Raw genomic sequence first — 15,427 nt, 5'->3', positions numbered from 1 at the left:
CGCTGCTAACCGGCAAATTTTATAATCAAAAAAACGGACGAAGAACGTCCCGTACTCCATGCTGATTGGGGTGCGGGACTTTTTTTATATTTTTGTATGCAGGGGGAGATTTATAAATGGGATTTGTTGAAGAGCATGAGAAATGGCTGAGCCGGCATAAGCGGAGGAGAACCGGCGAACGTCTGGATCGTCTGGAGCGGGGGCACGGGCATGGGGAGAAGTTATTTGCCGAGCGGGTATGGTGGCCGCTATTTGGGCATTTTAATCATCTCCATCCGGAGTATGAGGTCTCCGATTGGCGCGGCCGTCCTTACTTTGTTGACTATGTCTGGAAGCCGGGGCAGGTCAAGTTTGCAATTGAGATCAAGGGCTATGGCCCCCATGTGCAGAACACCGACCGGACCAGATACCGCCAGGAGTTAAACAGGGAAACTTATCTGCAGATTGCAGGGTATCGTGTGGTCGCGGTACCGTACGATGACTTGGGGTCCGCGCCGGAGCTGACTATTTCATTGCTAAAAGCTTTATTACTTTCGAGTATGCTGACAAATGCTGATAATGAGGGCGGCAAGCATTCAAAGATGGAGCTGGAAATTCTGCGGCTAGCTGCGCGATCGGACGGAATCATCCGGCCTGTTGACCTGGTAAATGGCCTCGCTGCTGATCCCAAAACGATCAAAAGGCATATCACTAAATTGTGTGAAAAAGGCAGGCTAACGCCCGTCCTGAGCGCAAATGGCAGCCGAATCCGTAAATATGAGTATATCCATAATATGTTGGACAATTACTTATTTTAGTAATAGCAGGGTAGGCCGATCGGGCTCGTTAGTGGGATTTTTCCCTCTATTCGTGCTCTCAGCAGGGTAGATTGGGCTCGTTAGTAGGATTTTTCCCTCTATTCGTGCTCCCAGCAGGGTAGATTGGGCTCGTTAGTGGGATTTTTCCCTCTATTCGTGCTCTCAGTCGGGTAGATTGGGCTCGTTAGTGGGATTTTTCCCTCTATTCGTGCCCTCAGCAGGGTGGATCAGGCTCGTTAGTGGGATTTTTCCCTCTATTCGTGCCCTCAGCAGGGTGGATCGGGCTCGTTAGTGGGATTTCTCCCTTTGATTCGCACCAGTAGCATACTATACTGGCTATTCAAAGGGACCTTTCCCTTTGGTTAGAGCCAGCGACAGCCTACCAGCCCGCTAGATGCTGTCACCATCTCGTAGCAGAAAACAAACAGACCGCAAAAAGGCTGTCCCCGTCATCGCTAGACAACGGGGACAGCTTTTTATTATGCAGCCTTACTTCCCAGGCTGGAACGAGCTTTTCAGGGAAACGACCAGGTTGAACACAAGGTGTTCAGGGGTCGAGTATTTGCTATCCACGTTAAAGTAACCGTGGCGGAAGAACTGGAACTTGTCCTGCGGCACGCTGTCCTTCAGGCCCGGCTCCACGAAGCCCTGCAGGATCTGCAGCGAATTCGGGTTAAGCTGATCGAGGAAGCTTGGCTCAGGCTTGTCGGCCGACACCTCAAGGCCTTCAACCTCAGCCTCGGCATCAGCTTCTTCGGCCGAGATCAGCGGCTCATACAGGCGGAATTCTGCCGGGACTGCCTGGCCGGCATCGACCCAATGCAAGGTGCCTTTGACTTTACGGCCGGTGAAGCCGCTGCCGCTTCTTGTCTCCGGATCATAGGTACAGTGCAGCTCTACAACCTCGCCGTTCTCATCCTTGATGAAGTCCGTACACTTGATGAAGTAGGCATTCTTCAGGCGCACCTCATTGCCAGGGAAGAGACGGAAGTACTTGTTCGGCGGTACTTCCATGAAGTCATCGCGCTCAATGTAGATTTCGCGGGAGAACGGAATCTGGCGTGTGCCCATTTCCGGGTTCTCCACGTTGTTCTCAATCTCAAAATACTCCGTCTGACCTTCCGGATAATTCGTAATAATCACCTTCAGCGGCCGCAGTACGGACATGGTCCGCGGTACGGTCAGCTTCAGGTCCTCTCGGATGAAATGCTCCAGCATCTGCAGGTCAACAAGGCCCTGACTCTTGGAAATACCAGTCTCATGCACGAAGCTGCGGATCGCTTCCGGCGTGTAGCCGCGGCGGCGCAGTCCGGAGATTGTAGGCATCCGCGGATCATCCCAGCCGTCAACATGGCCTTCATCCACCAGCAGCTTCAGCTTGCGCTTGCTGGTTACCGTCTGGGCCAGATTAAGCCGGCCGAATTCATACTGGTGCGGCGCTGCCTCCATCTCGCACTCAGCGATAACCCAGTCATAGAATGGGCGCTGGTCTTCGAACTCCAGAGAGCAAAGCGAGTGGGTGACATGCTCGATGGCATCCTCCAGCGGATGCGCAAAGGTATACATCGGGTAGATACACCATGCATCGCCGGTATTATGGTGATGGGAATGCGAAATCCGGTAGATGACCGGGTCGCGCAGGTTGATGTTAGGCGAAGCCATATCAATCTTGGCGCGCAGCACCTTCTCGCCGTCCTTGAATTCCCCTGCACGCATACGCCGGAACAGGTCTAGGCTCTCTTCAGCGCTGCGCTCACGGAACGGGCTGTTCTTGCCGGGTTCGGTCAACGTGCCGCGCAGCTCGCGGATCTGATCGGCGGACAGGTCGTCCACATAGGCCTTGCCTTTTTGGATCAGCAGCTCAGCCCGTTCGTACATTTCCCCGAAATAGTCGGATGCAAACCGCAGCTCTTCCCACTCGTAACCAAGCCACTTTACATCCTCCTTGATGGAGTTAACATATTCCGTGTCCTCTTTTAGCGGATTGGTGTCGTCGAAGCGCAGGTTTGTTTTACCCCCGAATTCATCAGCCAGTGTAAAGTTAATCCAGATCGCCTTGGCATGTCCGATATGTAAATAACCGTTCGGCTCCGGCGGAAAGCGGGTGACCACTTCTTGTACTTTACCTGAGCTCAAATCTTCGGTAATGATATTCTTAATGAAATTGGAGGGTGTTCCACGGTTCTCCACAGCTATCAACCTCTCGTTCTGTAATTTACGTCCTTGTATGAACATGTTTCCTATTAATATACCCGTTAACCGGAGAATGATCAATGAAATGGGTAATCGATTCCTCTCAACCGGGGGGGCTTTGACTTCGCTCCGGACGATAGAGTAGCATGGAAAGCATGAGGCATTTACATTTTTTCAGCTAAAATGAATGGCTACGCCGTCCTGAACAGACCGGTATCCGTTTGTGCAGGAAAGATACGGATACAGCATTGCGTGAAACATGTACTTTCTTATATTAAAAAAAGGGGGACTCATCTATGAAGCCAATTAAGCTGCCAAAAGAGCAGCGCGATCTCATTACGGAGAACATCCGCAGCTATTTTGAAGCGGAACGCGGGGAAACGATCGGCCATCTCGCTGCGGATAACCTGCTGGAGTTTTTCCTTAAGGAGCTCGGTCCTGCTGTTTATAACGCTGCGCTGAGCGACTGCCGCACCCTGGCCGTACAGCGGATGCAATCGCTCGAAGAGGACATTTACGCCCTTGAGTGGAAAAAGCGTTAAATACCCTATCGGTCCGGACCGTGAGAGGAGACAGCCGCATGTTTAATTATGTCGTAGATGATGAGCTTGTGCTAAAGCTGCTGATGCCGGAGCATGCCCGCCAAATGTTCGCGCTGGTTGAGCGCTCGCGGCTGCGGCTCAGACAATGGCTGCCATGGGTAGACGGAGTTTCCGAACAGGCCCATATCACCACATTCATCAAAAATGCCGTCAAGCAGGGCAGCGACAACGGGGGCTTCACCGCCGGACTGTGGGTCCGTGGGGAGCTGGCCGGCATCATCGGTTATCATGAGATTGACTGGCTGAGCCGCTCGGTCGGCATCGGCTACTGGCTGGGCGAAGGCTATGAAGGCTACGGCTATATGACCAGCGCCTGCCGGGTGTTTGTCGATTACGCCCTGCTGGAAATGGAGCTAAACCGGATTGAAATCCGCTGTGCCACCGGCAACAAAGCAAGCAGGGCCATCCCTGAACGGCTCGGCTTCGTATTTGAAGGTGTGCTCCGCCAGTCCGAGAAGCTGCCGCACGGCTATGTGAACCACGCCGTCTATGGCCTGCTGCGCAGCGAGTGGAAGCTGCTGGGCTGAAGCCACAAGTGCGCAGCCCGGCGTTCCTCGCCGCGCACACAAGCAAACAGCCTGGGGGCTTGGCCACCCAGGCTGTTTGCTGCTGCTTTCGCGCAGATACCCGCAAAGCTTCCGCCGCCTCGCCACGCTATGTACCCGATCCCGCCTACTCCCGCTCCAGCCATTTCTTGAAGTCATCGCGGATCTCATCGGTCAGCGTGCCTAGCTCAGCCAGCTCCCTGAGATCAGTCTTATCCTTCCGTCCGACCTCCATCGCCTTGAGCACCCGGCGGACCGAGTAGGTTCCCTCACCGGACTCGACCTTCACAACAGTATCACCGGCACCGACGGCACCTTCACGCAGTACACGGAAATAGAAGCCGCTGTAGCCTGTGGACAGCACCTTGGCCGGCATATCATTCGCGCCATGCTTCTGTGAGAGCTTAAAGCACGGGAACCGCGGCTGGCTGACCTGCAGCAGTGCCGTTCCAATCTCGTACACATCGCCGATACAGACCTCCGTCTCCAGCAGCCCGCTTACCGTAAGATTCTCTCCAAAGGCAGAATACGCCAGCTTTCTGCCGAGGTGCTCCTCCCAAAATGTATAATGCTCTATCGGGTAGACGCAGACGGCCCTGTTTACTCCCCCGTGATTCACCAGATCGGCCTGGCCGTCGCCATCGAAGCCCAAAGCGTGGAGCCGTACCGGCCCTTCTGCAGGCAGCTTGTAAATCCCTGTCTCCAGCGGCTTCCCGCGGTAATCCACCGTTACGGGCTTGCCTACATTAAGCGAAATGACTTCCATTCTGATCCCCTCCAGTCAGCATACAGCTCATAAACACTTCATCGACATAATGACCGCCCAGGTAAAACTCTTCCTTCAGCCGGCCCTCTTCCTCAAATCCGCATTTGCGGTAAAAAGCGAGTGCCGGCTCATTGCTTGACAGCACCCGCAGCCGCAGCTTCCGGATGCCATGATCTGCGGCATGCTGTTTGATCGCTTCAATCAGCCTGCTGCCGATTCCCTGGCGCTGAAACTGCGGATCGACTGCGATGTTCACCTCGCAGACATGCCGGTTGCTCTCCATGCCGCTGGGGCAGCCGAAGCCGACATAGCCGCACAGCATGCCATTCTGAAGCGCAACGAGCTGTGAGCCCGGCGGTGCATGCAGCAGATAATCCTCACGGGAACGCCACATTAGCGGTCCGGGTGTCGTGTCCTCTGTCCAGATCATATTATCAAGCAGGATCAGCTCACGCACATCCCTGATTTCCGAGGGCCGGATCGTGAGCGAGCCTTCGTTGATTTGTTGCATAACGCCTCCACTCCTTGCCTTGCCTTTTATCTCTAGGTTCTCAGATACGCTTTCCAGCCAGCTTTATTATACCGCATTTTGCTCCAGATGACGGGCTGGGCGGTTAACATAGGCATGGATAACAAAAAATCCGACTGCCAGCACTGCCATTGCACAGGCAAGCCATCCCGTTGGCGCGAGCCCCCCCCGGTCGAACAGGCCGCCCATCAGAGCCGGGCCGATGACTCGGCCTGCTGCCCCGATTCCGCCGCTGAGTCCCATATAGAACGGGGCGTTGCGTCCGGCGGTATCCGCGATAAAGGCCGGCGTCGCCGGTGAGATCAGCATTTCGCCAAGTGTCGCCAGGATCATCGCCAGCACAAGGCCGGGATAGCTCGGCATCAGCAGAATGACCGCATATCCGCTTAAGTAAAATACGGCACTTGCCGTCATCTGGGCATTTGACGTACCGGCGAACCAGCGTTTGATCAGACTCACTACCGGCTGGGCGGCAAAGATCAGAATACCGTTAAGCGTCCAGAGGAAGCTGTAGAGGCTCTTGGACCAGCCTTCCGAAATAATAAACGGGGAAACGCCCGTGTTCCAGACGGAATTGCCGATCAGCAGGAACATTGTGCCCAGCGACATGTACAGATAGAGCCGGGTGTTCCCCGCCAGCTTCCACCCCGACTGCTCCCGGTGCTGTGATCTGCGCGGCAGATTCTCCTGCACCGGAGTACTGCTGATTTTCCGCAGATAGACCAGGAAGAATGCAGCGAAGATGGCCGAAGTCAGCCCGTTCATCACAAAGCTCAGCATGTAGGAAATCTCGGCCAGAAAACCGCTGAGGATCGTGCCGAGGGCCACCCCGATATTATTCGCAACATAAATGATATTGAACAGCTCACCCCGCCGCTCCGCAAAACGGAAGCCCACAAAAGCCTGGATCGCCGGCTGGGCCATGGAATTGAACAGCCCGACCAGCCCCATAGCTACCATGAATAAATACCAGTTCGTGCTTGCCGCAGGGAGGGCGAACAAGGCGAGCGCATTCATAGCCAGCGCCCCGACAATCAGGCGTTTGACGCCCAGCTTATGGTACAGTGAGCCACCCAGCAGCTGTCCGGCAATCCCCCCCAGAGACTGGATAGCAATAACGAGTCCGGCCTCCTGCATGCTTCGGCCAAGCTCCTCAAATACATACATCGTCACAAGCGGCCACATGAGTGCGCTGCCGGTTGCATTGACGAGACTTGCGATCAGAAATACTTTGACTTCTCTAGGATAGTCCTGCAAAAACTTCATGGCTTGTCTTTCATCCCCTGTTACTTATATGTCATCAATTCCATCCAGTATCATCCCAAAACAGGGTGAAGAGCAAGATTTTGCATTACCGCTTTATCGCGTTATTCAAATATAGAATTACAGTGTGCCTGGCACTTCCAAAACCTGCTCCCGTTTCTTCACCTCCACCGTAGCCGAGAAAAAGGTTGCTCCCCCGTCCATGTCGCTAAGCCGGTCAGGTGTCAGCACATTGACCCTCTGCTTTTTGCCCTTTCCGCCCCACCACAGTCCCTGGCTAATTACCGTTCCCGGCAGCATTTTATCCGTCACCACGGCTGAAATCTCCACTGCACCTCTGGCATTGTATACAGTGATTTCGTCACCGTCCGCAATCCCCCGGGCTGCTGCATCCAAAGGATGAATCTGCAGGGCAGGAGCCTTCTCCATCCTCTGATGCTTCTCTACATTGCCAAAGGTCGAATTCAGGAAATGATGGTTCGGCGGCGAGATGAACATCAGCGGATAGTCCGCTCCCTGCTCCGGCCGCCGCACTCCGTCATACCCCTCCTTCAGCGGGGTATAGACAGGCAGCGGCGGGAGGCCGGCCAGCTCCATCGCTTCGGAATAGAGCTCGATCCGGCCGGAAGGAGTCTGCAGCGTCTCCAGAAATTGCGCCTTCGGCGACATATCCAGCTTCACGAACCGCTCAGCCTTCAGCCTCTCCAGCGTTACCCCGTTCAGATACGGGTTATCCGGATAATTAAGCGCTTCACCGATCATATCCTCCTCCGGCTGGCCGAAAACTTCCGGTTCAAAGCCCATAGCCTGTCCCAGCAGCGAGAATAGCTCCACATTACTCTTGCACTCGCCCTGCCGCTCCAGCACCGGCTCCTGCAGCTGTATATAATGATGCCAGTAGGAGCTGTACAAATCCGTATTTTCAAAGGTGGAGGTGGCCGGAAGCACAATGTCTGCATACATCGCAGTGTCAGTCATGAACAGATCATGCACCACCGTAAACAGATCCTCGCGTGCAAACCCCGCCTTTACCTTGTCGGCACTCGGCGCTACAACCAGCGGATTGGTGCCGTACACAAATAAGCTCATGATCGGCTGCTCCTGCTGCATTAGCACTTCTCCGATCCGGTTCATGTTAATGCTGCGTGCCTGCGCGTTGCTGCGCAGCTCCGGACGGGCCAGCGCCTGTGAGTTAACGGAGCTGTAGCCGCCGTTGGACTTGATCGCCCCGCCTCCCGGCTTCTGCCAGGCGCCGACCAGCGCAGGCAGACAGGCAATGCTGCGGACATTCATCCCGCCGTTGTCGTGATGCTGCAGCCCGTTGCCGATATGGATATACGGCACCGTGGCTTCGCCGTACAGCCTGGCCAGCTGCTCAATATCTGCCACAGGAACGCCGGTAATTTCCGACACCAGCCCGGGCGGATACTTCAGCGCCTGCTCGCGCAGCGCTTCATGTCCTACCGTATACTTTTGCAGAAAAGCTTCATCGGTTAGTCCGTCGCGGAACAGAATATGCATCAGGCCAAGCGCCAGAGCGGCATCTGTTCCCGGGTATAGCGGCAGGAACCAGTCCCCCCACTGCGCGGTGCGGTTGCGGTGCACATCAATGACCACAATCTTTGCCCCGCGCTTGCGCGCCTGCTCGGCAAAGACCACCTGATGCATATTGGTGCTGACAATGTTTCCGCCCCAGACGATGATCAGATCGGCGTTCACCGTATCTTCCGGGCTGGCTCCCCCGTCCATGCCCATCGTATATACCCAGCCTGTGGTACCGGCGGCACTGCAGATTTTGGCATCCAGCCGGCTTGCGCCCAGCCGGTTAAAGAACCGGCGGTCCATTCCGCCCACGCTGAGCATCCCCATATTTCCATAGAAGTAGTAGGGCAGAATGCTCTCCGGCCCATAATCCGCGGACAGCTGCTTGTACCGCCCGGCAATCTCCGCAACCGCTTCATCCCAGCTGATCTGTTCAAAGGCTCCGCTGCCCTTGGGGCCTGTGCGGCGCAGCGGGTGCATCAGCCGCTCCGGATGGTGCACCCGTGCGGCCATGTTCCGCACTTTATTGCAAATCGCCCCTTTCGTGACCGGATGTGCCGGGTTTCCTTCCACTTTTACAATTTTACCGTCCTGCTTATGCACCAGCAGCCCGCAGGTGTCAGGACAGTCCAGCGGACATACCGCCGGAAAAATGCCGTCACTGCTATGCTTCAAAGCGGATGTCCTCCTTTAATGACTTGGTTGAATGAAGCCTTATATCGTATAAAACAGCTCATCTGTCCATTGTATAGCGGGCGTTCCCGGGCGTAAAGAAAATCACCGGGATCCGGCTGTTTCGATGCTGGTATGTCCGGGTAATAGAGCATATGAAACACTCCCTATTTATTCGCCGTGAATCCGATTTCGTTCCCCCGAGTCGGATATACACGGCGAATTTTGTGTTGCAGACATTTTCATATAAAAAAGACACCCCCTGATCGCCAGCCGCCTGCTCCGTTAATAATGGATGTCTGGCCGGTCATGCAAGGAGTGTCTATGTTATATATTCTATGAAGCCCGTTCACAGCAGCTTCGGATTACTGTTAAGCGTGTTTCTTCACAGCAGCTGGCGATACACCTTCAACTGTCTGGACGGCCGCAGGCGCTTTGCGCAGGTATGTCATGTAATAAGCTGCTGCTACAAAGATTGCTCCCCCGGTAAGATTACCGAGCCACACCGGAACAAAGTTGCCGACATATTGCCCCCAGGTGAAGTGTCCTTCAAATATGGCAGCAGGGATCAGGAACATGTTAGCCACAACGTGCTGGAAGCCGATGGCAACGAACGCCATAGTCGGGAACCAGATACCGAGAATTTTGCCGCTGAAATTATCCGCCCCGTAGGAGAGCCACACCGCCAGCGCTACCAGCCAGTTACAGCCGATCCCGGAAACAAACGCCTGCACAAATGTAACATCAATCTTATGCTCAGCCATGCTGACCAATTTCTCAAGATACACGCCTTCAGCCGTCAGACCGACTACATGACCAAAGAAATAAGCAACGAACAGGGCGCCTGCCAGGTTGCTGAGCGTAATCAGCACCAGGTTCTTAATGACTTCCCAGAACGAAATCTTCTTCGCCAGAAAAGCCAGCGGCACCGCCATCATATTACCGGTAAGCAGTTCCCCGCCAGCCAGCAGCACCATAATCAGCCCGACCGGGAAAACAGCCGCTCCGATAAAGTTAGCGATTGAGCCCCATTCTGCCGGAGCACCCGCTATGACCCGAATATCCAGTAAAAATCCGAGCGAAATAAATGCCCCTCCCAGAAAACCGAGAATAAGTACGGCTGCAAGCGGGTTATGGACCTTCTTGATTCCGTTCTCTACCGTTACCTCGGCAATCTGTTGCGGTTTGTTGTATGCCATGATTCCTATCCCCTTCGAAAATTACTTAAAATTTGTTCCTTTATCTCATTGTAGCGTGATCCCAATCACATTTACGTGATAAATATCACCACAAGAAACGCTTCGTGAAAGTTTTCACTGACATGTCAAATTTAGCACAGCCCAAAAAAGATGAATGTTAAAAAAAACACAGTAACAGTTCATGCTCCGGTATGTATACAGCAGAAGTAACCTGCCTGATTCGCAAAAAAGACCGGAGCCATATAGCTCCGGTCTGATCCTTAAATATTGTTAAACGTTCACTGTCTCTTTGCGTTCTACTGTCTTGGGAAGGGCCTGCAGACCGGCCGTGTTCAGGAAGTTCCACGGCTTGTTGTAATGCGGCTGGAAGAAGAAGTCGATAAAGGCCAGCTGGTCAACCGTCATCCGGTTCTGGATGCAGACCGACACTGTATTGATCGACTGGGTCAGGTCCATCTTGGACATAATCTGTGCGCCGAGAATCCGGCGTGTGCCGCGGGCATAAACGACCTTCAGCTGCACTTCTTCCACAGTCGGCATGAATTCAGGACGATAGTTGTCGGTGATCATTACGCTCTCTACCTCGATGCCTTCTGCCTTGGCTGCTTCTTCTGTAAGCCCGGTGCCGGCAATATTATCTTCATAAATTTTGATACCCGAGGTACCCTGTGTCCCCATATAAGGAATGGTACTCTCAACCAGATTGCGGGCTACAAGTGTACCCATGCGGACCGCATTGGTCGCAAGCGGAATATAAGCGTGCTGTCCGGTCGGATTGTAATGGATCGCGCAGCTGTCTCCGGCAGCAAATACATCCGGCAGGCTGGTCTGCATGTAATCATTGACCATAATCGCCCCGTTAGGCAGCATATCCACCTGGCCCTTGAGCAGCTCTGTGTTCGGACGGAAGCCGATGCAGAGAATAACCAGATCGGTTTCGTGCTCGCCTTTGCTCGTAATAACCTTGGTTACTTTACCGTTCTCTCCGGCAAACGAGCTTACCTTTTCACCGAGAGCCAGCTTGATGCCGTGGTCCTCGAGCGATTTTTGAATCGGAGCCGTAAATTCTTCGTCCAGGTATTTGCTGAGGATACGCTCCTCACCGTCAATCAGGGTTACCTGCTTGCCGTTCATCTGGAAGGCTTCAACCAGCTCGACCCCGATGTAGCCTGCGCCGACTACGGTGATTCTTTTTACCTGCTCCGCCCGCTCAATAATGGTGTTCGAATGGTTGTAGTTCTTGGAGAGCAGGATGCCGTCCAGGTCCATCCCTTCCAGCTTAGGAATGATCGGCCATGAGCCGGTAGTCATAATCAGCTTGTCATACGTATCATTAAATTCCTCACCGGTTGCCAGATTGCGGGCACGCAGTGTTTTGGCGGCGGTATCTACATTAATCACTTCATGGCGCATCTTGGTGATAACACCGAGTTCAGCCAGCTTTTCGGGTGACGAATAGAACAGGCCTTGCGGGTCCTTAACCACTCCGCCTACATACAGGGCAATGCCGCACGACAGGAATGAGATATTATCATTGCGTTCGTACACCGTAATCTCGGCGTCCGGGTAAAGCTGTGCGGTATTAACAATTGCGGCGGTTCCGGCATGGGTACATCCAATGACTGCTACTTTCATGATTTCTTCCTCCTCCAAATTGGCAAGCATATTTATTTAATATTTGTTTGCGTATGTGATTAATTTCACTTTATACGTTGATTATATTGTGATTTTTCTCACATTACAAGTATAATTGTGATTTTTCTCACATTGTTCACAATTTGGAATGCCTTCTGGTTTGTTACCTGCAGCCGGTATGCTGCTCCGGTTATATTATTTTCCCCAAACAAGCGGAGTTTATGTCTCCGGGCGACAGGAAGCAGCGATGTAAGGAATCCCAGGTGAATCCTGTAGGCGCCTATTTATTTTTACCCAAAAAAAATCCCTGATACCACAGCGGCAAGCCGCCGGGCACAGGGAGAAGCATTAAATTTTTTTCATTTGGACAGCCGGTCAGCCTATTCCAGGCCGTGCAGCACGCCATCCTCATCGACCAGCAGCCCTTCAGCAGCCGGTTTGGCCGGAAGGCCGGGCATTGTAACCATATTGCCTGTGATCACTACGGCAAAGCCTGCGCCAAGGGACAGTGTAATATCACGCACCCCCATCGTAAAGCCTTCCGGCGCACCCAGCAGCCTCGGCTGGTCGGAGAAGGAATACGGCGTTTTGGCCATGCATACCTGGAGCTGCTGCAGACCCAGCTTCTCGATAACAGCCAGGCTGCGTTTGGCCGCCGGTGAGAAGGCTACTCCGGTACCCCGGTAGATTTCGGTGACGATTTTATTGATTTTGGACGGAATGTCGAGCTGGTCTTCGTAGAGCGGAGCAAAGCTCCCGCCTGGTGCATGATCCAGCAGCTTTTTCAGCTCTCTCGCCAGCTCCAGTCCTCCCGCTCCGCCCTCGGCCCACACCTTGGATACGGCAGCAGGGACACCCAGACGGCGGCATGCCTCCAGCACTGCATCGACCTCATCCGGCGCATCGCCCTCAAAGTGGTTCAGGGCTACCAGTACCGGAACACCGAATTTGCCCAGGTTCTCAATATGGCGTTCCATATTCGCCAGTCCCAACAGCAGCGCCGCGCGGTTGCCCTCATACAGCTCTTCCTTGCGGACACCGCCGTTATACTTCAGTGACTTCACTGTAACGACAAGCACAGCAGCAGCAGGGGAAAGACCCGCCTGGCGGCATTTAATATCCATGAACTTCTCTGCACCGAGGTCAGCCCCGAAGCCGGCCTCCGTAACCACTACTTCGCCCAGCTTGAGCGCATAGCGGGTTCCGATTACGCTGCTGCAGCCGTGGGCAATATTAGCAAAGGGCCCCCCGTGGATAATGACCGGAGTTCCTTCCAGCGTCTGCACCAGATTGGGCTTTACTGCCTCTTTGAGCAGGGCCGTCATGGCTTCTACAGCACCGATCTCCTTGGCTGTAACCGGCTGGCCCAGCATATCGTAGCCTACCAGCATGCGGCTCAGCCGCTTCTTCAGGTCGGCAAGATCCTCGCACAAGCACAGCACGGCCATAATTTCGGAAGCGGTCGTAATCTGGAAGCCGCTCTCCCGCACGGTTCCGTTACCGTCTCCAAGCCCCGTCACAATATTCCGCAGGCTCCGGTCATTCATATCCATAACGCGTTTCCAGACAATCCGCTGCGGATCAAGCCCGAGGGCATTCCCCTGGAATATATGATTATCAATCATGGCTGACAGCAGGTTATGTGCAGAAGTTACAGCATGAATATCACCTGTAAAGTGCAGATTGATATCGTCCGCCGGAACAATCTGAGCCTTGCCGCTGCCTGTTGCCCCGCCCTTCATGCCCAGACAGGGACCGAGCGACGGCTCGCGGAGTGCTGCCACTGTCTTGATTCCCGCTGCATTCAGCGCCTGGGACAGCCCGATCGTGGTCAGTGTTTTGCCTTCGCCGGCGGGAGTCGGATTAACTGCGGTAACAAGCACCAGCTTGCCGTCCGGCTTGTTCTTTACCTCTTCCCAAAGGGAAGGAGCCAGCTTGCTTTTATATTTGCCGTACAGCTCCAGATGCTCCCCGCTGATTCCTGCTGCCGCTGCTACCTCTGTAATTAACCTCATAACCTTATAAAACCCTCCTGCCGTTATTATCCTGCTCAGCTTATGTTTCCTTCTTCAAAGAATACAGTGTCCCTGAAAAGCGTCAAGGAATATTTTCATAGTATACCCGCAGGCAGTCGCTGCACTACGCAGAAATAAGCCCTCCCGCAGCCGGTTGTGTCCGGTCTAGGAAGGCTTGATGGATTCTCTTATAAATATCGCTGTTCTATGCGTTACAGCAGGGACTCAATAAGCCCCTTCATCGTTTCCGGCGATTCCTTCGGCTCCACCCGTGCTGTTACATTACCGCTGCGGTCCACAAGGAACTTGGTAAAATTCCACTGGATGTCGCTGCTGTCCGCCGTTCCGGGCTGCTGGCCCTTGAGATACTGGAACAAAGGGCTCGCGTCCGGGCCGTTGACATCGGTTTTGGCAAAAACGGGAAACTTTACGCCGTAATTAATCTGGCAAAATGCCTCTGCTTCCTCGCTCGTCCCCGGCTCCTGGCCGGCGAACTGGTTGCAGGGAAAACCAAGCACAACAAGCCCCTGGCTGCCGTATTGCTCATACAGCTTCTGAAGATCCCCGTACTGCGGAGTAAGCCCGCACTTGCTGGCTGTATTCGCAATCAGCAGTACTTTGCCTTCATAATCCTTAAGCGGCACTTCTTTACCCGAAGGTGTAACAGCGGCAAAACTGTAGATCGACATTGGCTCCTCATCCTCTCGGCTGCTTAATTAGTCAATGTCATCATACCTTATACAGCCGTGCGAATACAAAATTGGGGTGTGCTTACGGTCCAAAAAGCTTGACCGGCAATCGTTAATTAGGATGTGCTGACAAAGGCTGCGCCTGCATTCTCCTGTGGCCGCCGGTTAAAGACCGGTCAGCTGCACGGAATCTCAGACTGACGAGGCTTAACGCCGCGCCAGTTTAACCAGCATATGGGCCAGCCGGTGCCGCTCCTCTTTATTGCCGACCTTCCACAGCTCCTGCAGCAGCTTCTCCTCGCTGTTTCGCGGCTCCTCGTGATCGGCCAGATAGTCGGCGACTTTTTCCGCTGCCACGGCAAGCTGCTCTTCACCGAGTCCGATTTTTTGGGCCAATTGAATGCGCTTACTCAAATAATGCTGAAAGTTCCCGAAATCATCGAGAATCTGCTCACGCTGCGCCGGATCGATCCGCTCCAGGGCATCGCCCACCCGGTTAATGCTGACATCTCCGTCCTTGCTGACTACATGATTGTGTTCGGACATATAATCCGCCTCCCGCTCTTGATTAGTATGGTTTCCCACTACTTAACCAGCCGTTTCCGGGGTGAACCATCTCTAAGAAGCAGGGTATGCGGGCGGGACGGGATGGGATGGTCCTGACGGTCCTGCCGAATCGAGTAGGAGGCTACCCATTGACTGAGTAGCCGACCTCTCACACCACCGTACGTACCGTTCGGTATACGGCGGTTCAATCGCATTAGTGCAATTTACGTAATTGCTCGTACTGTGCTGGGAAGTCATAATATCCCGCCAGTGCGAGCTTTTCGTTTGTTATGGAACGAGACAGTACAGGGCTTCCGGCGATACGCCAATAGCCAAGTCGGGAATTCCCCCACTGGTAGGCCTGCCACTCCGGTATCCCTAGCTTGTGTAGGTTTTGCACCTTTGTTTTGGGCTTCTTCCATTGCTTCCAGATG

At 53.9% G+C, this 15,427-nt stretch carries 13 protein-coding genes and 1 pseudogene; 3 read left to right on the top strand and 11 right to left on the bottom strand.

Going from position 1 to position 15,427, the window contains the following annotated elements; genetic code table 11:
* The first annotated feature begins 116 nt into the window (after nucleotides 1-116).
* A complete protein-coding gene (locus BLR64_RS09285; protein ID WP_090713856.1) occupies nucleotides 117-797 on the top strand; it encodes a hypothetical protein in 681 nt (226 codons plus the stop codon).
* A gap of 489 nt (nucleotides 798-1,286) precedes the next feature.
* Here the strand turns inward: BLR64_RS09285 and BLR64_RS09280 are convergent, their stop codons facing one another.
* Nucleotides 1,287-3,032 (bottom strand): glutamine--tRNA ligase/YqeY domain fusion protein, encoded by a 1,746-nt coding sequence (locus tag BLR64_RS09280; protein WP_208607159.1) that lies wholly within the window; start codon nucleotides 3,030-3,032, stop codon nucleotides 1,287-1,289.
* Between the two features lie 254 nt (nucleotides 3,033-3,286).
* Here BLR64_RS09280 and BLR64_RS09275 point away from each other — a divergent pair, with 254 nt between their 5' ends.
* Both BLR64_RS09275 and BLR64_RS09270 read left to right on the top strand, forming a co-directional pair.
* A complete protein-coding gene (locus BLR64_RS09275) occupies nucleotides 3,287-3,532 on the top strand; it encodes a DUF2164 domain-containing protein (protein WP_090713854.1) in 246 nt (81 codons plus the stop codon).
* 38 nt (nucleotides 3,533-3,570) lie between these two features.
* A complete protein-coding gene (locus BLR64_RS09270; RefSeq protein WP_090713853.1) occupies nucleotides 3,571-4,119 on the top strand; it encodes a GNAT family N-acetyltransferase in 549 nt (182 codons plus the stop codon).
* Between the two features lie 145 nt (nucleotides 4,120-4,264).
* Here BLR64_RS09270 and BLR64_RS09265 read toward each other — a convergent pair whose 3' ends face one another.
* The 10 genes and pseudogenes from BLR64_RS09265 to BLR64_RS30540 form a co-directional block, all read right to left on the bottom strand.
* Nucleotides 4,265-4,918 (bottom strand): MOSC domain-containing protein, encoded by a 654-nt coding sequence (locus BLR64_RS09265; protein ID WP_415841002.1) that lies wholly within the window; start codon nucleotides 4,916-4,918, stop codon nucleotides 4,265-4,267.
* On the bottom strand, nucleotides 4,884-5,414 hold the full coding sequence (locus tag BLR64_RS09260; RefSeq protein ID WP_090713851.1) for a GNAT family N-acetyltransferase: 531 nt from the start codon (nucleotides 5,412-5,414) through the stop codon (nucleotides 4,884-4,886). The genes BLR64_RS09265 and BLR64_RS09260 overlap by 35 nt, the downstream gene beginning before the upstream one ends.
* Before the next feature lie 66 nt (nucleotides 5,415-5,480).
* Nucleotides 5,481-6,698 (bottom strand): MFS transporter, encoded by a 1,218-nt coding sequence (locus BLR64_RS09255; protein ID WP_090713850.1) that lies wholly within the window; start codon nucleotides 6,696-6,698, stop codon nucleotides 5,481-5,483.
* Nucleotides 6,699-6,815: 117 nt separating this feature from the next.
* Nucleotides 6,816-8,912, bottom strand: coding sequence for a molybdopterin-containing oxidoreductase family protein (locus BLR64_RS09250; protein WP_090713849.1), 2,097 nt, complete (start codon nucleotides 8,910-8,912; stop codon nucleotides 6,816-6,818).
* Between the two features lie 368 nt (nucleotides 8,913-9,280).
* Nucleotides 9,281-10,108, bottom strand: coding sequence for a formate/nitrite transporter family protein (locus BLR64_RS09245; RefSeq protein WP_090713848.1), 828 nt, complete (start codon nucleotides 10,106-10,108; stop codon nucleotides 9,281-9,283).
* 270 nt (nucleotides 10,109-10,378) lie between these two features.
* A complete protein-coding gene (locus BLR64_RS09240; protein WP_090713847.1) occupies nucleotides 10,379-11,743 on the bottom strand; it encodes an FAD-dependent oxidoreductase in 1,365 nt (454 codons plus the stop codon).
* Nucleotides 11,744-12,123: 380 nt separating this feature from the next.
* Entirely contained in the window at nucleotides 12,124-13,758 is a 1,635-nt protein-coding gene (locus BLR64_RS09235; RefSeq protein WP_090713846.1) for a formate--tetrahydrofolate ligase, read from the bottom strand.
* A 212-nt stretch (nucleotides 13,759-13,970) separates the two neighbouring features.
* A complete protein-coding gene (locus tag BLR64_RS09230; RefSeq protein WP_090713845.1) occupies nucleotides 13,971-14,447 on the bottom strand; it encodes a glutathione peroxidase in 477 nt (158 codons plus the stop codon).
* Nucleotides 14,448-14,654: 207 nt separating this feature from the next.
* Nucleotides 14,655-14,993, bottom strand: coding sequence for a DUF3243 domain-containing protein (locus tag BLR64_RS09225; RefSeq protein WP_090713844.1), 339 nt, complete (start codon nucleotides 14,991-14,993; stop codon nucleotides 14,655-14,657).
* 214 nt (nucleotides 14,994-15,207) lie between these two features.
* Nucleotides 15,208-15,427: pseudogene (locus BLR64_RS30540) on the bottom strand (group II intron reverse transcriptase/maturase); the annotation flags it as partial.

The sequence above is a fragment of the Paenibacillus typhae genome, from assembly GCF_900099765.1.
GTDB lineage: Bacteria > Bacillota > Bacilli > Paenibacillales > Paenibacillaceae > Paenibacillus_AQ > Paenibacillus_AQ typhae.
Note: the sequence above shows the minus strand (reverse complement) of the source record. Positions and strands in the feature narration are given on the sequence as shown.